The sequence below is a fragment of the Psychrobacter pulmonis genome (assembly GCF_904846465.1).
Classification (GTDB): domain Bacteria; phylum Pseudomonadota; class Gammaproteobacteria; order Pseudomonadales; family Moraxellaceae; genus Psychrobacter; species Psychrobacter faecalis.
Window position 1 is genome coordinate 150,044 of the sequence record NZ_CAJHAT010000005.1, and the last position, 22,132, is coordinate 172,175.

14 protein-coding genes are annotated in these 22,132 nt (G+C 44.1%); 7 read left to right on the forward strand and 7 right to left on the reverse strand.

Annotation, left to right across the window (positions count from 1 at the left end):
• Positions 1-179 precede the first annotated feature (179 nt).
• The 3 genes from JMX70_RS09835 (at position 180) to cydB (ending at position 5,809) form a co-directional block, all read left to right on the forward strand.
• The gene (locus JMX70_RS09835; RefSeq protein ID WP_201591684.1) at positions 180-2,774 is read left to right on the forward strand and encodes an esterase/lipase family protein; all 2,595 of its coding nucleotides are present in this window, start codon (positions 180-182) and stop codon (positions 2,772-2,774) included.
• Positions 2,775-3,287: 513 nt separating this feature from the next.
• The gene (locus JMX70_RS09840; RefSeq protein WP_144296531.1) at positions 3,288-4,793 is read left to right on the forward strand and encodes a cytochrome ubiquinol oxidase subunit I; all 1,506 of its coding nucleotides are present in this window, start codon (positions 3,288-3,290) and stop codon (positions 4,791-4,793) included.
• Positions 4,793-5,809, forward strand: a complete 1,017-nt coding sequence (gene cydB, locus JMX70_RS09845; protein ID WP_144296532.1) for a cytochrome d ubiquinol oxidase subunit II — start codon at positions 4,793-4,795, stop codon at positions 5,807-5,809. The genes JMX70_RS09840 and cydB overlap by 1 nt, the downstream gene beginning before the upstream one ends.
• A 376-nt stretch (positions 5,810-6,185) precedes the next feature.
• Here cydB and murU read toward each other — a convergent pair whose 3' ends face one another.
• Positions 6,186-6,914 carry an N-acetylmuramate alpha-1-phosphate uridylyltransferase MurU gene (gene murU / locus JMX70_RS09850; RefSeq protein ID WP_201591687.1) on the reverse strand — a complete coding sequence of 243 codons (729 nt, stop codon included), beginning with the start codon at positions 6,912-6,914 and terminating at the stop codon, positions 6,186-6,188.
• 108 nt (positions 6,915-7,022) lie between these two features.
• The gene (locus tag JMX70_RS09855) at positions 7,023-8,132 is read right to left on the reverse strand and encodes an aminoglycoside phosphotransferase family protein (protein ID WP_201591690.1); all 1,110 of its coding nucleotides are present in this window, start codon (positions 8,130-8,132) and stop codon (positions 7,023-7,025) included.
• 339 nt (positions 8,133-8,471) lie between these two features.
• Between JMX70_RS09855 and JMX70_RS09860 the strand changes: the two genes are divergently transcribed.
• Both JMX70_RS09860 and JMX70_RS09865 read left to right on the forward strand, forming a co-directional pair.
• Complete coding sequence (locus JMX70_RS09860; protein ID WP_201591693.1) at positions 8,472-11,558, forward strand: LPS-assembly protein LptD; 3,087 nt, start codon at positions 8,472-8,474, stop codon at positions 11,556-11,558.
• Between the two features lie 187 nt (positions 11,559-11,745).
• A complete protein-coding gene (locus JMX70_RS09865) occupies positions 11,746-13,155 on the forward strand; it encodes a peptidylprolyl isomerase (protein ID WP_201591696.1) in 1,410 nt (469 codons plus the stop codon).
• 619 nt (positions 13,156-13,774) lie between these two features.
• On the opposite strand, the gene JMX70_RS09870 is transcribed toward JMX70_RS09865, so the two are convergent.
• Positions 13,775-14,908, reverse strand: coding sequence for an endonuclease/exonuclease/phosphatase family protein (locus tag JMX70_RS09870; RefSeq protein ID WP_201591699.1), 1,134 nt, complete (start codon positions 14,906-14,908; stop codon positions 13,775-13,777).
• A 453-nt stretch (positions 14,909-15,361) separates the two neighbouring features.
• Here JMX70_RS09870 and asd point away from each other — a divergent pair, with 453 nt between their 5' ends.
• Complete coding sequence (gene asd / locus JMX70_RS09875; protein WP_201591702.1) at positions 15,362-16,495, forward strand: aspartate-semialdehyde dehydrogenase; 1,134 nt, start codon at positions 15,362-15,364, stop codon at positions 16,493-16,495.
• A gap of 82 nt (positions 16,496-16,577) precedes the next feature.
• On the opposite strand, the gene JMX70_RS09880 is transcribed toward asd, so the two are convergent.
• Positions 16,578-17,288, reverse strand: a complete 711-nt coding sequence (locus JMX70_RS09880; RefSeq protein WP_201591705.1) for an SOUL family heme-binding protein — start codon at positions 17,286-17,288, stop codon at positions 16,578-16,580.
• Between the two features lie 284 nt (positions 17,289-17,572).
• Here JMX70_RS09880 and tgt point away from each other — a divergent pair, with 284 nt between their 5' ends.
• Positions 17,573-18,724 (forward strand): tRNA guanosine(34) transglycosylase Tgt, encoded by a 1,152-nt coding sequence (tgt, locus tag JMX70_RS09885; RefSeq protein ID WP_102076366.1) that lies wholly within the window; start codon positions 17,573-17,575, stop codon positions 18,722-18,724.
• 162 nt (positions 18,725-18,886) lie between these two features.
• Here tgt and JMX70_RS09890 read toward each other — a convergent pair whose 3' ends face one another.
• The 3 genes from JMX70_RS09890 to fabZ form a co-directional block, all read right to left on the reverse strand.
• Positions 18,887-20,239 (reverse strand): sodium-dependent transporter, encoded by a 1,353-nt coding sequence (locus JMX70_RS09890; protein ID WP_201591708.1) that lies wholly within the window; start codon positions 20,237-20,239, stop codon positions 18,887-18,889.
• Positions 20,240-20,546: 307 nt separating this feature from the next.
• Positions 20,547-21,326 (reverse strand): acyl-ACP--UDP-N-acetylglucosamine O-acyltransferase, encoded by a 780-nt coding sequence (gene lpxA / locus JMX70_RS09895; protein WP_068404561.1) that lies wholly within the window; start codon positions 21,324-21,326, stop codon positions 20,547-20,549.
• Between the two features lie 257 nt (positions 21,327-21,583).
• Positions 21,584-22,093, reverse strand: a complete 510-nt coding sequence (gene fabZ / locus JMX70_RS09900) for a 3-hydroxyacyl-ACP dehydratase FabZ (RefSeq protein ID WP_102076364.1) — start codon at positions 22,091-22,093, stop codon at positions 21,584-21,586.
• Between the last annotated feature and the right edge of the window lie 39 nt (positions 22,094-22,132).

Sequence of the window (22,132 nt, forward strand, 5' to 3'; positions counted from 1 at the left end):
CATTGCCTATCCATCTTTTCGATAGTATTTCATGCTATATGAATATAAGATAGCTGACTATAAGATAACAAATACAATAGTCGAATAGCTCGACTTACGTTACACTCATGCTGCTATATAAATGTGACATTTATCACTTATTTATGATGCGTTGCTGATACATATTACTGGAATGACCTATGATATTTGCTGACCCTGCCAACGATATGCCGTCGCTAGAGCATAAGTATAAGTATAAGTATAAGTATAAGTATAAGCATAAAAACAAGACGCCTTTTGCTCTACTCGCAGTGGTCGCCGCCATGGCAATATTGCCTGCCTGTAGCACCGTCTCCGTCAATAAACAGCCCTCAGCAAAGACCATCGCCGCCCAGCGCGGCAATATTGTCACCGATAACAAACTGAGTAGCGATACCGCCTCAGTCCTATTGTCAGCCGGGCTTAATGAGCAAGCGTGTATGCAGCAGTTTAACCTCTGCCTAACGCAGCTTACCGACAGCATGCTAAATGAACATTACCGCCCAGCTTTGGCAGTATTTGCTGAATTACACTACGCCAAAGCGCGCCAGCTTGGCGAATCTAAAGACTGCCGCAATGCCCTCGCCCGCCCGCCAATTGACCCTTATTATGCCAACGCGCCTTTAAGCGACACTGATGCCAAGGCACAGCAAAAAAGAACCGATAGCTGCTTGATTGGCTATCAAGAACGTTTATTTGATGCCATTAAAACCAGTTATACCTATTTATTTTATGACAGCTTAGAGCATGATTTTGAAGGTGCGGATAAAGAAACCAGACGCTCACACGCGCAAAGTCGTATTCCAAGTGAGATGGATATCCAAACCCAAGACATCTATAACGCCGCCAGTAACGATGTGATTACCCAGCTCTATCAAACGGCTGATGGTGGCGGTAAAATGATGGGTAATACCAAGGTAGAATACTTGCCAACGTCCGCAAGTACTGCCACTAGCAGCGAGCAAGCAGTAATTGCCAATCTTACGGCTGTCAAGGGACAACCAACTGACCAAATTAAAGTCATGAAAATGCACATAGACGACTACAATCTCAATGTCTATTTGCCCAACGAAAATAACTACCTCAAAAATGCCAACCAACAAACCGCTGCCCTAACCGATTTGGTCTCGACCTATGAGCTACGCCTCTCTGGACTAAATTCTATTAGTAAGCGCCCAGGTCTGGGTATCAGCTTGGTAGCTTCATTGGACGACCGCTATACCACTACCATTCGTCAATTACTAATCTCGTCGTTAGCAGATAGGACGGGCAGACTGCATCAAGAAAGCCCTCGTCGAACAGCCCACGATATAAACGAAAGCTCGAAAGAGCGCTCAAAGGATAGCTTGGACAGTGATGATGCCAGTACGCGTATTTATCCGACCGGACATTTACTGATGACCGGGCTGATTAAGCCGATGGGCAATAGCGTGCTTGATACCCTGAGCAGCAAACAGCTTGATATTCATTTATACAACCCTTACCGCAGCGAGAGCGCCAATATCTTAGGTGACGATTATCCACTGGCGGCAAACTTTTCAGCAGGTTACGGCTTATGGTTGGCAGAAAACCAGCTCGATGGCGTCGGTTATCTAAACCTGATTACCCGTAAAAAAGAAACCAGTTTACCCAAGCTCTTTATGCTCGAACCTTATGATGCTGATAAGCGCGTCATCATCATGCTGCACGGTTTGGCCTCAAGCCCAGCGACGTGGGTCAATTTAACCAACGATATTTTTAATGATGACAAACTGCGTAATAACTATCAAGTTTGGCAGATTTTTTATCCGACCAACTTGCCTATTTTAGAAAATCGCTATCAAATCCAAAAGCTCATCAATACCGCTTATGAGAAAACCGACCCTACGGGGCAAAATATCGCCAGTAAAAACAGCGTCATTATCAGCCATAGTATGGGTGGCATCATTGCGCGTATGATGCTGTCTGACGAAAACTTGCTCGATGATTTGGACCGACTTGACGACCAGAATGCGCTGTCGATGAATGAGAAACGTCAAATACGTGAGGCGATCAAGCAGTCTGCGGGCAAAGAGCAGCTAAAAGAGCGCTTTGAGCTTAAAACTTTACCACAAGTAGATACGGCGGTATTTTTATCGTCGCCGTTTCGCGGTACCGATTATGCCGACCGCTGGTTTACGCGCGCGCTACGCCGCATCGTGTATCTGCCCGTTGGTTTGGTAAAAACGGTGACCGATAACTTAGCAGCCTTGGCTATCCAAGGCGATTTGGCCCAAAACCCGCTCGGCGCGCTATATTTACAAAATGGCGCCAGTCAATTAAGTGACAAATCGTCTTTTATTCAATTAACCAAAGACATCCGTATCAACGACCGTATCACCTATCATTCAATCATCGCCAATAACGATGCCGATATCACCCGAGGTTTGGCAGAAATGCAGCCTGCTGGAGCAAAGCTCGACTTGTCCGAAGAGATAACAGAAAATGACCATGCAGAGGACGTTATCGACGTTGATGACAGCAATGCGCTGTTAACGGATAGTGATGAGTTGCCAGGTCAACCGCTGGTCGCCGCCGTGACAGTCGATGGCGAGATTGGGCAAGCACTCACCGAGCAGCTGTCAGATGGTATAGTGCCCTACACCAGCGCTCACCTCGATGGTGCAGCGTCAGAAACGGTTATTAACGGCGGTCATAGCATCCAAGAAAACCCGCAAACCATTTTGACCTTACGCCGTATTTTGCATCAACAATTACAGCAGCAAGATACAAACTAAATTTCACCTATATAAAAAGCTTTGAATTCTTATTATTAAAATTTGTTTTTTTATATTACTGTTTGGTATCTATTGATAACAATAGTTAAACAATGACTATTATTTCAAAGATTATTGGCTAATATTGTAAGTGGTTTATGAACGCATAGGTGTGTAATAGCACACTTGTGCAACTTGCGTGTGCGTAAGGTGAAGAGCATAATACTAAAACGTTTAATATGAATAAAACGATCATTTGATGAATATTTAATAGTTTATAAGGATATGAATTATTTACTTTGGCTAAATAGTCAGCCCTAAAGTTTTTGAGTCTTACCCTACGGTAATGAATAAAACATAAGGGTAATGAACGCTATTTTAGTTAAATTTTTATCTTAATTACATTTGCCGCTAACTAATATTTAGCGATTGCCCGTAATAATAAGCGCCCTGATTGATGGACGGTTACGGACAGTTACTTGCGCGTATCATGGAAGCCAACGCTATTCAGCTAACAGATAAGGGTAACCGTTTATGTTCGCTACATTTATGATTGATCAAATGGATGCGTTGATGCTCGCGCGCATTCAGTTTGCCTTCGTTATTTCCTGGCATATTATCTTCCCCGCTTTTTCTATCGGTCTTGCCAGCTGGTTGACCGTGCTTGAATTTCGCTGGCTGAGAACTGGCGAGCCCATTTATGTTGAAGTATACAAACATTGGGTCAAGATTTTCGCCGTCGTCTTCGGACTGGGCGTGGTATCGGGTGTGGTCATGTCCTATCAGTTCGGAACTAACTGGGCCGTGTTCTCCGACAGAGCTGGTAATATCTTAGGCCCATTATTGGCGTTTGAAGTCTTAACGGCGTTTTTCTTAGAAGCGTCCTTCTTAGGGATTATGCTCTTTGGTTGGGGACGGGTGAGCAAACGCATGCATTTTGCCTCCACCGCTATCGTTGCCATTGGTACGATGATTTCAGGATTTTGGATTTTGGCCGCCAACAGCTTTATGCAAACGCCGCAAGGTTTTATGCTGGGCGCTGATGGTCTGTTATACCCCACCAACTGGATTGAAATTATCTTTAATCCTTCGTTTCCTTATCGCTATGCCCATATGATGACGGCAGCCTTTTTAACCACCGCCTTTGTGGTTGGCGGTATTGGCGCTTATTATTTACAGTCTAAAAAGCACGTTGAGCATCGGCAGCATGGTCGAGTCATGCTCGGCATGGCGATGATTATGGCGATATTTGTGGCGCCAGCGCAGGTCCTCATCGGTGATGAGCATGGCTTAAACACTCTTGAGCATCAGCCAGCTAAAGTCGCAGCGATGGAAGGGATTTGGGAAGATGAGCGCGGTGCGGCATTGCGGCTATTTGCCATACCGGACCAAAAGAACCAAACCAATAACTATGAGCTTAGCATTCCTTATGTCTCCGGTTTGATTCTCACCCATTCACTAGATGGCGAAGTCAAAGGTCTTAAAAATTGGGCACCAGAAGATCAGCCGCCCGTTATGATTGTATTTTGGGCATTTCGTATCATGGTTGGTATTGGTATGTTAATGGTGCTCATCGGTTTATTTAGTCTTTATAAGTACTTTAAAAAGCAGCAGTTCGATCCTGAGAGTAAGCTCTTCCACCGTGCGTGGATGATGATGACGCCGCTTGGCTTTATAGCGTTACTTGCCGGCTGGTTTGTGACCGAAACAGGTCGTCAACCTTATACAATATATGGGGTTATTCGTACTGCTGAGAGTATGTCACCTATCGCAGCGCAGCAAGTGGCAACAACCTTGATTGGCTTTATTGTGCTATATGCCTTTGTATTTGGCGCGGGCAGCTTTTATATTTTGCGCCTCATCGCACAAGGACCCAAACCGTACGAGGATCCGTCGGATGATCATTTCTATGATCACTCTGTCACCGAAGCCCAAGGTCGCACGCTAAGCGGTGATAAACGCGCTGCTGATAAAACCAAAGGGCCTGAAGAAGGTTCGGACGAACCTGCTGACGACGTCGATGATGGAGGGTTACGCTAATGTTTAACTATGGTGATGTATTAGATTTACCCTTAATCTGGGGCGGCTTGATTGCGTTATCGGTCTTTATTTACGTCTTACTGGATGGTTTTGATTTGGGCTGCGGCATTCTATTTCCGTTTGCAGGCTCTGATAAAAACCGTAGCCGCATGATGAACTCTATCGCGCCTTTTTGGGATGGTAACGAGACTTGGCTGGTACTGGGCGGCGGTGGTTTATTCGCCGCCTTCCCTGTCGCTTACGGCATCATTATGAGCGGTCTTTATCTGCCAGTTATCTTTATGCTGTTTGGCTTAATTATGCGTGGCGTGGCATTTGAATTCCGTTTTAAAGCCACCGCCCATCGCTACGTTTGGGATGGTTTCTTTTTTATCGGCTCTGTCGTTGCGACGTTTGCCCAAGGTATTATGCTTGGGGCGCTGGTTCAAGGCTTAGAGGCCAGCAATCGTCTGTATACAGGCGGCCCTTTTGATTGGTTCTCGCCCTTTTCTATCATGTGCGGTTTTGCGCTATTGATTGGTTATGCGCTACTGGGCTCTACTTGGCTGATTATCAAAACCGAACATACGCTGCAAGTCTGGGCACGCAAAGTATCAGGTTGGCTGCTCACCGCCTTAATCGTCGCGATGATTGCGGTGACGATATTTATGTATTTTTCAGATATCGAAGCGCTGGAAGGCTGGTTTAGTTTACCAGGGCTGTTATATCTAGCGCCGATGCCAATTATCGTCTTGCTCTTATTCTTCTTTATGCGTAAAGATTTAACCACTGAGCGCGAGTATCGTCCATTTTTATTGACCGTTGCGTTATTTTTGATGGGTTATATCGGGGTTTGTATAGCGATATTCCCATATATCGTACCGTATCAAATGACAATTTATGAAGCAGCAGCGGCTGATACTTCGCTCTCCTTTATGCTCATCGGCGCCGGTATTATGTTACCTATTATCTTAAGCTACACGGCTTTCGCGTATTATACTTTTAAAGGTAAAACCGACCACGAGCACATGTATTAAATAAGCTGCGGCTATTATCTATCTAGTAAGGATAGTAGCCGCGCTTAGCTTAATCCGCTCATGAATATGTGATGACTGATTATTAAAAAATGGCTTAGATTAGAAAGGTAGTTTGAAGTTAGAAAATAGCTTGGAGTTAAAAGGCAGTTTGGAGATAGTGATGAAAAAACTCAGTAAAAAACAGTCGCAATGGGCTTGGTTTATAGGCTTATATTTGGCGGGTTTTTTGGTTGTTTTTACCATTGCCCGATTAATAAAATTGGCAATGGGTGTATAAAATCTCTTTTATCAAAACCTAGCGCCATAAAAAAGCAGCGCTGAATAGTAAATATTCAGCGCTGCTTTTTTGCTTTAACTTTGACTGTCGTAAAACCGTTTATGCGCCGCGATGATTATCGACACCACTATTTTCTATATAGTCATTAATTTGTGTTAAGCGCTCGGGCGTACCGACGTCTATCCAATTGTCTTTAATCACCTCAGCGGTAATTTGGAACTTTAGCATTGCTTGTTTTAACAAGGGCGCAAGGGCTGCCGGTTGTCCTGTTACCAGCCCATCAACCAGTCTTGGTGAGATGACACTGATGCCAGCAAAGGTATATTTGTCCGCATCGGCAATCGGCTGCTCGCTTGCCAAGCCGTTATTGATAGCAAAGTCGCCGCCATTATTATGGTCAGGATTGTCAATCAATAATAAGTGGGCTCGTTGGTCAGCGCCTAACGGGTAATCTCGCAACGGCGCAAAATCATAGGTCGTCCAAATATCAGAGTTGACTAAGATAAAAGGCTCATCGCGCAGCTTATGGTTTTGCAGCGCGTTAAAAATGCCACCAGCGGTCTCAAGCGGCTCATCACCTTCATCCGACCAATGCAGCGTCACGCCATACTCTGCACCATCACCCAATGTCTGCATCAGCTTGTCTGCAAGCCATGAAGCATTGATAGTGATATCAGTAATACCAGCAGCTTGTAGCGCCTTGATATGCCAGACAATAAGTGGCTGCCCGCCTACTTCCACCAAAGGCTTTGGCGTCTCGAGTGTGAGCGGACGCAGGCGCGTACCCTTGCCAGCCGCCAAAATCATCGCTTGCGTTATTACCGACATACACGCTCCTTGTTGTTGGCTGTATGATTGCCTATTATTCATTATTGACTGTTTTAAACAAAGTAAAAGCGATGAATACTGTCATCGCTTTTATTTTGCTCATGCTGTTTAGATATACTGTTGCACAAATTTATGTTGATAAGCAGGCAAGATAGACTCTCGCAGCCATTCATTAAAAGGAGTAACCGCTTGCTGCATATTGGAATTACCGTGTTCTGCCAGCCATTCTAGCTCAAAAATCAGGTCACGCATGACTTTTGGAATATCGGCCAAATAGCGGCTTTTGCCATCACGCTCAAACAGGCGGATAAAAATACCCAGCACTTTTAAATGCCGTTGCACGCCCATGACATTGACATCATTTTCAAACTGCGCTGCATTATCAGCTGTCGCAAGCCCTGCCTGTTTTTTCAATTGCCAGCAGTCCTGTATCCAGCTTGATACCTGAGTCTCTGGCCATTCTACATAAGCATCGCGTACTAAAGACACCAAATCATAGCTATACGCGCCTATCACCGCATCTTGAAAATCAATCACGCCCAAGCGCGTATGATCTGCTTGGTCTTGCATAAGGTTGCGACTGTGATAATCACGATGGACGATGACCTGCGGCTGCGCCAAAATCTCAGCGATTAAAGCTGTTTTAAGATTTTCCCAAAGCGTTTGCGCAAGCTCTATACCAATATAAGGAATAAACCACTCGCTAAACAAATCCATCTCACGGTTTAGTAGGGCAGCATCATAATCTGGTAATTGATGATCCGTCTTTGCGGTCGCCACTGGCACTGCTTGCAAAGCAACCAAAGTGCGCAGCGCTAATTGATAGTAATCATTCACCTGAGCGGCTGGCGCATCAACCAGCAGATGAGCAAATTCTACCGTACCAAAATCTTGCAATACCAAAAAGCCTTTTGCCATGTCTTGAGCGACGAGTGTCGGGACATTGATTGCTGGCGCCATCAGTTTTGCGACATTGATAAACTGCTGCAACGCGTCTTGTTCATCGGCTGAATCCATGACAATATAGCGCCCTGTTTCGACAGCATCATTATCAAGTAATTGAATACGGTGATATTGGCGCGCGCTGGCATCGCCCGGCAGACTATCAAGAATAAATTTTTGATTGGCAAACACGTCTTGCAGCCATTGCTCTAACTGCTGCTGGCGCGTACCAGTCACGCTAGGTACTGTCATGGTTTTATCCGTCATAAAAAGCATCGCAAATTAAATATCAGTCATAAATAAGTGATATGTGGGGCAAATAGTTGTTAAAATAATGAGCGTGCGCCTAACCAATGCAGCCGCTTTAAGCAGACAAACTCTACTGGCTATGCCGCCGTAAAAAGGTCTGTATCATCCGCTATATTATAAATTTTGGTAAATAGTGTAGCTGATTTGGTTTTTTTTGACTATGATTAGTCGTCATTATATGTAAAACGTTCCGATTTTCGAGATTATCGTCTTAATGACAGGTTTATTCGTCGTTAAATACCGTTAAAATACAGCCTGTCATTTAACGATCGCAATCCAATAGGCTCTACAATCATAGGTGTGCCCTTGTTATATTCTCCGCTTTACCAAAGCATCCGTTTGATTTTATTTGGCGCCTTGGGCTTAACCAGCTTGACGGTCAGTGCGGCTCTTAATCCTGTCGATAACAATGTTGATGCACAGACGACTGAGCCACTAATCACTGAAAATAGTAGTGACGCCGCCATGTCTACCCTCTCTACTGAAAAGGGCAATCAAACCCAAAATGGCGCTGCTGATGCTAATAATAAAGCGTTAAACAGTCAATTAGCAACTGCGCCTGTTTTCAACACTGATGACGTATTTACCAGTGACAACGTAAATATAACGGCAATTAATGACAGCAGTGACAGTATTGATATTAATAATAATGCCGTCAACAACGCTACTAAAACAAACAATACCACTGCGCCCGTCAATAATAATAACAGCAACACAGCCAAATCCAATAAGCGCAGCATTGATGTCAATGACGAAAGTATTCAAGACAGCCTGATACGTTTAGCAGAATTTTATGAATTAACGCCTGATACAGATCCCGCTACGTTACATAATAATAGCAATGATGACGTAGCAGATAGCAATGACAGCGATACTCAAAACTCTTTTGCCGCGCAAACCATTGAACCTGTAGGCAACGACTTAAAACTGCTACCAAATAGCGTCGATAGCGCCCAGCGCTGTGAAGGTCAATGGGTTTATCCTAAGAAAAATCCTAATTACCAACGTGCGATCAATGAAACGGGCGCACCTAACGGCCAGCCAGCGCCCAACTTAAACGGCATTCCTAATAATCAAGCGCCACTGTTTGCAGAGTCGGATTATGGCTATTACGACAATGTCGACTACGCCGAGCTTTCTGGTAATGTCATCGTTGACCAAGGTACGCAGCATATCGAAGCGGAAAAAATCGTACTCGATTTGAACAACAATGTGGCGGCCGCACAGGGTAAAGTGATGTTTACCGACCAAGCGACTGGGCAAAACAAAAACGCTGCTGGTTCAGCCCCAGCTAGCCGTGTGCAAAATAACGGATTTCAAAACGGCAACGGACAAAATATTAATGGTCAAAACGGTAAATCCAGCCTCACTGATAAAGCCTCCACTGGCGGTCTTATCGGTGTCGCCGACAGCTTAAACTACAATACTGAAACCGGACAATCAACAGCTAAGGACGTGGCTTTTGCTAGCGTAGAGCTGCAAGCGCACGGCTATGCCAAGCGCTTAAACCGCCCTAACGAGACGCAGTATGAGCTTGATGAAGTGATGTTTAGCACCTGCCCGCCGACCAACCGTAAATGGCAGTTTGATGCTAAAAGCATCGATTTAGATACCGAAACAGGCCGCGGCGAAGCTTACAACACAACGTTTAAAATTGCTGATGTACCGGTATTTTATTTACCCTATTTTAATTTCCCTATAGACAATAGACGCAGCAGCGGCTTTTTATTACCGAGCGCGAGTGTCGGTAGTGAAAGCGGACTTGAAGTTGACGTACCTTATTATTTTAATTTAGCGCCATACTACGACGCCACCCTTAATACTCGCGTTTATACCAACCGTAACCCCATGCTCTCCGGTGAGTTTCGTTATCTAACTGAGGAGTACGGCGAAGGGATTTTTAACGGCTCTTATTTGCCCAACGATAAAAAATATGACGGCGAAGATCGCAGCAGCTTTTTTTACGATCATTACTGGTCATCTACCAGTATTCCACGCTTAAGTGGCGACGCAAAATATAGCTATGTGTCAGATGCCGATTATCTCAATGACTTCGATACCTTGGGTTTGTCAGACAATACCTTAAACCTACCACGCCGTGCGCGGGTGAATTATTATAACGATTATGTCAATGGTGAATTAAAAGTCGAGACTTTCCAAACGCTCGATGCATTTAACAATAATGGACAGCCATTACAAGATAAAGACAAGCCGTACTCGCGCTTGCCACAGCTTAAACTTGACTATCGTCTACCATGGGCAAAAAGCTTTGATATCACAGGCGTAAGTGACTCGGCTTATTTTAAAAAATCCATCGATGATGGCTCTGAAAATGAAAAAAGTGGCACGCGTTTTTATAATAAATTAAGCGCCGTTTATCCGATGGAAAAATCTTGGGGCTATATCAAACCTAAACTTAGCTTACAGCATTTATATACTTCTTATGATGAAGACAGCTTGGCGGACAATGATTTGAGCAAAGATGACGGCAACCAATCGGTATTTGTGCCTCAAGTCAGTGTCGATGCTGGCCTGCACTTTTCTCAAGCGGGCTCACCCTTTGGCGCCTTTGACGATACTTTAGGCGGTTATCGCTTGCTCAGTCCGCGCTTAAAATATACCTACTCGCCCTATAAAGACCAAAACGATATTCCTAACTTTAATACCCGTATTGCCTCTATCAACTACGAGCAACTGTTTTCGGACAGCTGGTTTTTAGGTCATGACCGCTTGCAAGATTTGCATGCCTTTACACCCGGTATTAATTATCGTTACATCGATGCAACGGGTGTGACACGTTTTGATGGTAGTATCGCAGAGCAGTTTTATATCGATGATGGGCGCGTGACCCTTGAAGGCCAAAAACCTGTGCTGACGAATTCTTCCTCAGGATTGGTGTGGGATACCAGTACCCAGCCTTATAATAACGTCTGGGTCGATGTAAGCGGCGCGCTTACTCATAGCTATGATTTAAACTATATCACCACTGAGCTGCGTTATCAGCCATCTGACAACAGTTTATTTAACGTCGGCTTTGTGAAGCGTATGCGCGATGAAAACACCGACCAGTTACCTTTATCGGCGTTTACCGCATCAGCGGTTTTCCCAATTAATAATAACTGGCGCGTATTGGCGCAAGGTCAATACGATTATAATCGTGATAAGATGCTCGACTCGTTAGTCGGTGTTGATTATGAGGATTGCTGTTTTGGTTTTGCAGTTTATGGTCGTCGTTACTATAATGACTTAAACATCAAAGACAAACCTACACAAGCGATTATGGCAGAAATCAGACTCAACGGTCTTGGTAGCGGTAGCAGCCGCTTAACACGCTTACTTTCTGATAAAGTGTTGGGCTTTGAGCCGGTTCAAAGCGCCTGGAAAGATGAATAAAACGTCGTCTATATCCTTAGACTCACGTATGATTGATGGTTTATGTATCAAGTAACATTTGTGCTATAACAGCATATAGCAGTGTTTACACCCTATTATAAACAGCCTTAGCCGCTACTTAAATGAAGAGTAACGGCTAGGGCTTAACCGATTACCATCCGATGCAATGACATTGATGAGGAGCATCATGAGATTTTTTTCTTTACGTCAGACAAGCCGAGTTGTATTGCTTTCTATGGGTATGACGGGCGCTATTGCTCTGAGCCTAAGTGCGCAAGCAGCCACCGTTAAGCCTGCAAAAACTTCAGCTGCAAACGTTGATGCTGGCACTCAGAAAAATAGCGCCGCACGTTTGACACCCGCCAATAGTACGGACGGTATCATTGCCTTAGTCAATGAAAACGCTATCTTAAAAAGCGATCTGATCGCTGCTATGGCGCAAACCCAAGCACGAGCGCAGGCGGCTGGTGAACCCATTCCCAATTCAGCCCAGCTACAGTCTGAAGTACTAAACGCCCTCATTATGCGTGAATTACAACTCTCGATGGTCAAACGAGTTGGTCTCAATCCTGATGAAGCTGCCATCAATCAGCGGCTGGCTCAAATCGCCCAAGCAGAAGGACTCAGCAGCCTTGGCGAGTTACAACAACGTTTGGACGCCGCAAAACCAGGCAGTTATGCTACCCTACGCGCGCAATTGATTGAAGATGCCGCGATTCAAGCCTTGCAGCAGCGCCAAATCGCAAGCCGCGTGCGCATCAGCGAACAAGATATCGATGCCTTTTTGGCCTCTCCTGAAGCCAAGCGTTTGAGTCAAAGCGAATATCAAACTATTCACGTACGTATCCCCTATATGGACGATTACAGCCGTCTGTCGGACGCCCAGCGTGAAGAAGCATTAAAAGTCGCGCAGCGTCTACGCACACGACTGCAAGCGCCAAATGTCGATGTCACAGAAGCCATTACCGCAAGTCAAGGCAGCTACCCTATTCAGCTGCAAGGGGGCGATATGGGCTTTCATAAAGCGGCTGCACTACCAACCGAGCTTGCTAGCGAAATCACCAAACTTGAAGTTGGCGCCGTCAGTGCGCCGTTAGTGACCCCAGAAGGTATTGATATCATCAAACTGGCTGATAAAAAATCCAGTGATACCATGCTAGTGCCGCAGTGGCATACGCGTCACATTTTAGTCAAAGTCGATGAGCTACAAACCGATGCTTTGGCTGAGCAAAAAATCAATGACCTCTACGAGCAATTACGTAAAGGAGCCGACTTTGCGAGCCTAGCCTCAACTTATTCAGATGATCCCGGTTCAGCAGGACGCGGTGGCGATTTGGATTGGGTTGGTGAAGAGCAAATGATTGGTCCGTTTGAAACAACGATGAAGAATACCGCCGTCGGTGATTACTCTGCACCATTCAAAACGCAATTTGGCTGGCACATTCTAAAAGTTGAAGGCAAACGCGAGCAAGATGTCAGCGATGAATACCGTCGCAATATGGCACGTCAAGCGCTATATCAGCGCCTTGCTCCGCAAGCCAAAGAAGACTGGCTACAAGAACTACAAGCCGGCGCTTATATTCAGATACTCGGCTAATTAGTATTTAATAATATCGAAAACATTTTAAAAAAGGGTATGTGCCAATGCATATACCCTTTTTTAATTTAAGTCATTTATTAAAAACTCCATAAATGATGGGATAAGCTTTAGCTTAGAGCTCTATAGTGAGTGAAAAGTAATATTGTTACATCACGCACTGCTGATATCAATTTTTCTTGCTAGCTGTGCCTGCGCAGACAGAGGCTACAAAAAATTGATATCAGCAATACCGTCGCGTTTTTAGGATATTTTAACTATACATTCATTAACGCTTTTATTAACGGTCGAAAATATTTTTCAAATAAAAATAATGCACAAAGAAAAGCCCCGAACCTAGGGCGTTGGGTTCAGGGCTATGGCGTTTCATATTGTTGTTATTATCTCTTCCGTGTTGACTCGTCCTAAGTCATAAACAGTAACCTATAAGACAGCGGGCTGACCTGTGCTTTTATTGTTACTGCCTCAACACTGCATCCTTACGTATCCTTGTGTTGATGGTTGTATTCTAGGTGAATTGACGCGGAACGACTAGAGGCTAAAGACCTTATTTAGCGTAAGCATTTGCTTACGTCGCCATTGTTTGTGGCGAGGGTTTTATACAGATGATAAAACCTTTTTAGCAATCACTTTCCTTTTCAGCCTCTGCATGTTCTTTTGATACTTTACAGCCCTCTTCCTTACCCGCTTCAATGGTATTTTTTGCCTCTTTGACATCTTCTGCCTTCTCAGTTGGCGCATTAGTTTCTTGGGTGCTGACTTTTTCGGGCTCGTATTGTAGCGTTGTCAGCACCGGAAAATGGTCGGAGCCGATAGACGGCATGCGCTGAATATCGACTAAGGTGAAGCAGGCACTATGGAAAATATGATCTAACGCCCAACGTAAAAACGGATATTTAACATGAAAGGTATTGATAAAATGGCGCCCGATACGAGGATCTAGCAAGCCTGAGATACGTTGAAAGCGGCGGGTAGTCTTTGACCAAGCGACATCGTTTAAATCTCCTGCCAATATCGCCGTTTGCTTATTTTCTTTGATATGTTTTCCAACCATCAGCAGCTCAGCATCGCGGGTCGTAGACTTATCTGCCTCTGTCGGACTGGGCGGCATCGGGTGCAAACAATAGAGCCAAATCACTTGTCCACCCTGCAAACGTAGCTGCGTATGGATAGATGGAATATCATCAATCATCAAATACTTAACTTCAGGGTCTATGAGCTCAAGCTTAGAATACAGATGCATACCGTATAGATTATCCAAAGGCACTTTGACAGTATAAGGATAATTTGCTTCTATTTGATTAAGGGCTTTCTCCCATTTTTTATCAGTCTCTAAAGTAATTAAAATATCGGGGCGCTTATCTTTTACCAGTTCAACCAGTTTTTGCGTCTCATCATTGGGCGTCAATACGTTTGAAACCATGATTTTAAGCTGGTGCGCATGTCCATTTGGCATATCCTTGGCAGTGAGCACTTCTTTTTTCCAAAGTATGGTATAGGGCAACACCATACGCAATTGAAAGGCGAGCGCGCTACTTAAAACGATAAATAACAGCCACTGACCAAACTGCCAGTCCGACCAAAATATAACCATGCCAAGCCAAGCGGCGAGCCCGAGGAACATAATTTGAATACGGGGAAACTCAACACCTCGCACCCACCAATTATCAAGAGGCAACAAGCCCCAAATAGTGACAAAGGCGATGAATCCTGCCAACCACTGAGCGCCATAATATAAGAGGGAGAGATCCATAATGTGTGTCGACCGTTTATTAAATGAATGGCAAAGCCAATAATAGTGAATATTCTTTATATAATAATTGTTTGGGCTAAATTTATTTAAGCTAAAAATGATTGAGCGGCTAAACTCTAAACCTTTGTCACAAGATAAATAGCCTGCTTACTTTAGCACCTCATCACGCCTGCGCCTACTATTGAACATTCATTAGACGTTAGCGGCTATAAAAAATTACAATTTAAGCCTTATTTAGAGGGGCTTGAATTTAAGAGAAGTTGACACGATAAATAATCAGCAAGCTTAATAAATAGCAGGCTTTATGGGTAGTAGCATTGATAAGTAGAAAAGTGAATAAGTCATATCTAAAAAATGCGGTATATTCTCTAAAAAACCTTGCTTTTTGCTGCTATTCACGGCATTGTTATCGGTTGGCAGTGCAACAATTTATGGTGAAAAGGATTGAGTTTTATGAGTAATTTAACAGTAGGCTTGGTAGGCTGGCGCGGTATGGTCGGGTCAGTATTGATAGAGCGTATGCGTGAAGAAAAAGACTTCGATGGTATCACACCAGTGTTTTTTTCGACCAGTAACGCTGGCGGCGACGCCCCAAGCTTTGACGGTATCAAGACCAGCAAACTAAAAGATGCTCATGATATTGAAGCACTTGCTGCCTGTGACGTAATTATCACCTGCCAAGGCGGCGATTATACCTCAAAGGTACATCAGCCCCTACGTGATAGCGGTTGGACTGGCTACTGGATTGATGCAGCAAGCACCTTACGTATGGAAGACGACAGCATCATCATTCTTGATCCTGTTAACCGCAGTGTGATTGATAAAGCACTGGCAAATGGCAAAAAAGACTTCATCGGTGGTAACTGTACCGTGTCACTGATGCTGATGGCAATCGGTGAGCTGTTTAATAAAGGCTGGGTTGAATGGGTCAGCGCCATGACTTATCAAGCAGCGAGTGGCTCTGGCGCCAACAACATGCGCGAGCTAATCGAAGGTATGGGCGTACTCCATGACGCTGTTAAAGACGAGCTTGCCGACCCTGCCAGCGCCATCCTTGAGATTGATAAAAAAATCGCTCAGACACAGCGCTCAGACGACTTTCCAAAGCAATACTTTGGCGTACCACTAGCAGGCAGTTTGATTCCTTATATCGATTCGCAGTTAGAAAACAAACAATCGCGCGAAGAATGGAAAGGTGGCGTTGAAACCAATAAAATCCTTGGCAATTCTGAAGCCGATAAAATTGCCATTGACGGTATGTGTGTCCGCGTTGGCGCCATGCGTTGTCACGCTCAAGGCTTAACGATTAAACTTAAAAAAGACATCCCGCTAGAAGAAATCGAAGCGGCATTGAAAAATAGCGATAATCAGTGGTTAGATGTGGTTGAAGATACCAAAGAAGCTGCTATAAATCGCTTAACACCGGTAGCAGTAACTGGCACTTTAACAGTGGCGCTAGGACGCCTACGCAAGCTCAATATGGGCCCTGAATATTTGGGTGCGTTCACTGTCGGCGACCAGCTATTATGGGGCGCAGCAGAGCCATTACGCCGTATGCTGAATATCATCCGTGAGCAAAACAGCTAATCTTATTTAATCGCCAATAAAAAAGACAGCGCTTGCTGTCTTTTTTTAGCATCATTTTTGGCGTTATTTTTTTAATAATGAATCATTTAGGCTGATAAGCAATCATTATTTCATTGCGGCGCATAAATGGCAGCGTCCAAGGTGGGTTATAACGCGCCAGCTCAGGCTTACCTGTGATGGTTAAATTTTGCGCTTGCATCCAAGATTGTAGCTCTTTAGTTTTCGCCGCGACTTTTTCAGTACCCGCCAATCCTGAAAATTTAATAACGCCATAAGTTTGCGCTGGAACTTCTACAATTTCGATATTCGGATTATTAGGTTTTGGCAGCGTTTGCAGCGTATATCGGCTTGGCATGGTAAATTGCACGCGCCATTTATCTTTAGTTTGTTGAATGCTGACTGGCGCAGTCATGGCAATTTTCTGTGACTTACCGCTCCCTTTTTTAGTTTCAGATTGCATTGTTACTGGCGCAGTCATACTAATTTTACGACTCTCGCCATTTGCGGCGCTATTATTGCCAAAGATATAATCTGCTAGAATCTTAAATCCTGCACGGCTGGCGGCATCTTGGTCGCCCGTTACCCAAGTCTGTGCCACTAACTGCTCATCGTAACGACGCAGCTCAAAGTCTTCAGTCTGTTTTAGTACAGTATATTTTGGCTCTTCGGTTGCCATAGCTGCTCCTGATAGTAATAATGCGCTCGTTAAAAACAGTCCATCTAATAGGGCTTTATTTGATAAGTCATTATTCAATAGCAAGCGAATCGATGACAAATAGCGTGTTTTAGCCATATTATCTCTCCGCTATATACATTTAGACCTTAACATTTATTTGATTTATAGTAGCCACTCTTCTACTTTAGCAATGACTTGGCAAGTATGTCTGTATTTTTCGGTTATAGCATGCCAATTAATAAGCGATTAATGTCCCGTTTAATTGTTAGCATGCTTAGGCTATTTTATAAACGCTCTCCTTCTCTAAACCAATTGTCAGCCGCTTAAATATCCATGTCCAAAAAAATGCTTAACAATGTTATAATTAGCGCCATTTTCATAGCTTAAATAGCGGTTATCTTATGCAATTTGTTTTACACAAAACGGCCAGCGGTATCACGCGCGCACGCCGTGGTACGGTTCATCTCAATCATGGCGATGTGCAAACGCCTGCTTTTATGCCAGTGGGTACTTATGGTACCGTAAAAGGCATGCTGCCACGGGATATCGAAGCGATTGGCGCCGATATTATCTTGGGCAATACTTTCCATTTATGGCTGCGTCCGGGCACTGATATCATTGATAAATTTGGTGGTCTGCATAAATTCATGCATTGGGATAAGCCAATCCTTACCGATTCGGGTGGTTTCCAAGTATTCAGTCTTGGGGCCATGCGTAAAATCACCGAAGAAGGCGTGACTTTTAAATCGCCTATCGATGGCGCAAAAGTATTTTTATCGCCAGAAAAATCGATGCAAATTCAATATAGCTTAAACTCAGACATCGTGATGCAGTTCGATGAGTGCACGCCCTATCCTGCCACTCATGAAGAAGCCAAAAAATCTTTAGAGTTGTCACTACGCTGGGGCCAGCGCTGTGTCGATGAGCATAAGAAGCTTGGCAGCACCAATGCCTTATTTGGCATTATCCAAGGCAGTATGTATGCCGATTTGCGTCAGCAATCACTCGAAGGTCTGCTTGAGATTGGCTTTGATGGTTATGCCATCGGCGGTTTGTCGGTTGGCGAACCAAAAGAAGAGATGATAGACGTCCTAGATTATATCGCCGACGATATGCCCGCTGACAAGCCGCGCTATTTGATGGGCGTTGGTAAGCCTGAAGACCTCGTTGAAGGGGTACGCCGCGGCGTCGATATGTTTGACTGCGTGATGCCGACTCGCAACGCCCGTAATGGTCATTACTTTGTCACCGGTGACGCTGAGAATGCCGGCATTATACGCATACGTAATAGCCAGTATCGCACTGATGAAGGGCCATTAGACCCTGAATGTGACTGCTATACCTGCCAAAACTTTAGCCGTGCTTACTTATCACATCTAAATAAATGTAAAGAGATGCTAGGGGCGCAGCTAGCGACTATTCATAACCTGCGTTACTATCAGCGTTTGATGCAAGGTATCAGAGACGCGATTGAACAAGATAAGTTTGATGAGTTTGTAAATGAGTTTTATAGTAAACGCGGACAAAGCGTTCCTGAACTCAATTTACGTTAACCATTTCTAGAGTTATTTTATCTGCGTAAGATGCTTGAAGCTGCTTTAAGCGAGAGACATTAAAATGGAAAAGGGCTTAAGATTAATCTTAAGCCCTTTTTGTTTAGCTAGAGTCTTTATTACCTAAAATATTAATACTATTAATAGGTAATAGGCAATCTATTAGCTCATTAATGTGGTCACAAAAACAATCAGTACAGCAATCGGCGCGACGAATTTAGCAATGATTTGCCATAATTGCCAGGTACCATTAGACAATCCAAGCTCTTGCTGAATGCTACGTTGATCCATTTTCCAACCGACAAAGATAATCGCGGCAAGACCGGTTAAAGGTAACATGAATTTACTAGTTAATTTGTCCAGAGCATCAAAAATACCATTACCCATGATGGTAAAGTCGCTCCATAGATTGAATGACAACAAAGCTGCGATACCTAATAACCAAACCGCGATACTAGCGACGATGGTCGATACCGTACGGTTCATTGGCGTACGCTCTTCTAACAGCTCAACCGTTGGCTCAAGTAATGAGATTGAAGAAGTCACAGCGGCAAAGGTAATCAATAAGAAGAACAACGTACCAATGATGGCACCGGCGCCCATGCTACCAAAAGCAATTGGCAAACTGACAAAGATAAGACCAGGACCTGAAGCAGGATCAAGACCGTTGTTAAAGATAATTGGGAAAATAGCCAAACCAGCCGCTAAAGCAATGACAGTGTCTAGAATAACAACGGTACGCGCCGTGCTTAATAGATTGACATCACGACCCAAATAAGAGCCATAAGCAACCATGATGCCCATACCGATAGATAAGGTAAAGAAAGCATGACCAAGCGCCGCTAGCATCACATCGCCATTTAACTTACTAAGGTCTGGCGCAAACAGGTAGTTCACCGCTTGGCCAAAACCGCCATTCATGACGTTGTAACCAACAATCACGAATAAAATCACACCCAGTAAAGGCATAAGCACTTTGGCAGTGTTTTCAATACCTTTCGTGACACCAACACCGACGATTAAAGCGGTGATTGCCATGAAAACCGTATGCCAAATTGTCAAGGTGCCAGCTGACGCCAACATCGCATCAAAGGTTGCCGCTACAGAGTCACTGTCTTGTCCGGCAAAGCTGCCTGAGCCAACTTTGGTGATGTAATTAAGCGCCCAACCACCGATGACACTATAAAACGATAAGATTAAAAAGCCACCTAAAATACCAGTCGCACCGACAATACCCCAACTGCGTGATTTACCTTCGCTTGCGGCGACATCAGAAAACGTATTGATAGGGTTTTTTTGCCCACGGCGACCAATCAGCCATTCTGCAACCAAAATTGGAAAACCAATCAGAGCAAGACAAAATAAATAGGCGATAACAAAAGCGGAACCACCACTCTCCCCAACCATATAAGGGAACTTCCAAATATTTCCTAAACCAACTGCCGATCCTACTGCTGCTAGTACGAAGCCAAAACTTGAGCTCCACTGAGCATGTTCTTGTTTATTAATAGCCATTTTGCCTTCCTCGTGCTTCAATTACTGTTGCTTATAATCTTCCTTGATTATCATAAATCGCTCTTAATGACTGAGACTCATTTAACCAGCTTGTCAATGTGACGCACTTAGCAACATTATGAAAGAATTGTTTACAATATCGTAAACGCCCAGTTTCTGCTAAGCGACCAAAAAAGTCAAGTAGCGATAAATATAAAAAGCCATAACTAATAGTTATGGCTTTTTATATTTATCGAGATAATTTGTCAAAGTATATTATTTTGAAAATCGAGCTATCACAGTATTTTTATAATTAGTAAAACTATGTTTAGCGAACCACACCGCGGCGGCTTTTTTGTAGCGAATCTATTAGCAGGGCGATTTTTGGCTCTGTTGGTAATAGCTCTGTTTTTAAAATCTCAAGCGCTTGAGCCGTTGTTAGACCTGATCGGTAGATAACACGATACGCTTGGCGCAATACATCAATCGTCTCTTTAGACCAGTCTTTACGGCGCATACCTTCGACATTTAGCCCGTGGGCTTTAGCAGGATTACCTGAAACCATGGTAAAAGCAGCGACGTCTTTTAAAATTAGGCTGGCGCCGCCAACCAAACTGTAATCATCAATGGTACAAAACTGATGAATACCTGAGTTGCCGCCAATAATCGTATGATTACCGATAGTCACATGCCCTGCCACCCCGACATTATTAGCCAGTACATTATGGTCGCCGATTAAACAATCATGGGCCACATGGGTATTGACCATCAAAAGATTGTGACTGCCAATCTTCGTCAAGCCGCCGTCTTGCTCAGTGCCACGGTGCAAGCTACACGCCTCGCGAATGGTATTATGATCGCCAATTTCAAGCCACGTACGTTCACCCGCGTATTTCAAATCCTGCGGGTCTTCGCCGATACTGGCGAACTGATAAAACTGGTTGTATTGCCCGATACGCGTCAGTCTTGCTACGACCACGTGCCGATGCAATACCGTATGGGCGCCAATAGAAACTTCATCACCGACAATACAATAAGGACCAATGATGGCAGTCTCATCAATGTTAGCGGACGGTGAGATGAGTGCTGTTGGATGAATCTGACTCATAATATGGACCTTTGTATCATCTGATGCGAATAAATGGTAAAACAAGTAAAGCAAGCTTAGCGTAAATAATCAACCTGATACTGGTTTTGGTTAAAACTGGTTAAAAAGACAACGACGCCCAAAAGCATAACGATTTTTAAAAGTGGCAATCTAGGTAAAATACCGAGATAAATTTCTAGATTCCTATTAACAATTATCTAAAGGCGGAAGATTTAGCCAATCTTATAAACTTGTCATACGTTAGCGTTCATCGTATTTTATTGTCCCTGACGGGCAATCATAATTTGGGCACTAGCAGCAAGCTCATCTTCGACATGGACGGTACAATCAAACTTATAGATACCCTGCTTTTGCATCACGGTTTTTGCACGGATAATCAGCTGGTCACCAGGGATAACACGGCGTTTAAAGCGCACTTTATCCACCCCTGCAAACAAATACAAATAACCATCTTCTGCCGTCAATCCGGCACTGATAAACCCAAGGACGCCCGATACTTGCGCCATCGACTCCACCATCAATACACCCGGCATGATGGGCTGATCGGGAAAGTGTCCATTGAAAAACTCTTCATTAATGGTCACGTTTTTGATCGCTGTAATGCATTCGCCAGGGCTGCACGATATGACTTTATCTACCAGCAAAAACGGATAACGATGCGGCAGATAATGCTTCAATGTATGATAGGTTAATGGCAGTGTTAAGCCTTGTTCTGCTAAGCTTTTGATGTCTTCATCACTTGGTCTATCAATATCAATTGTGCTCATAATCGCGCTTCCTTGCTATATACTAAGCAGTGCTTTGTG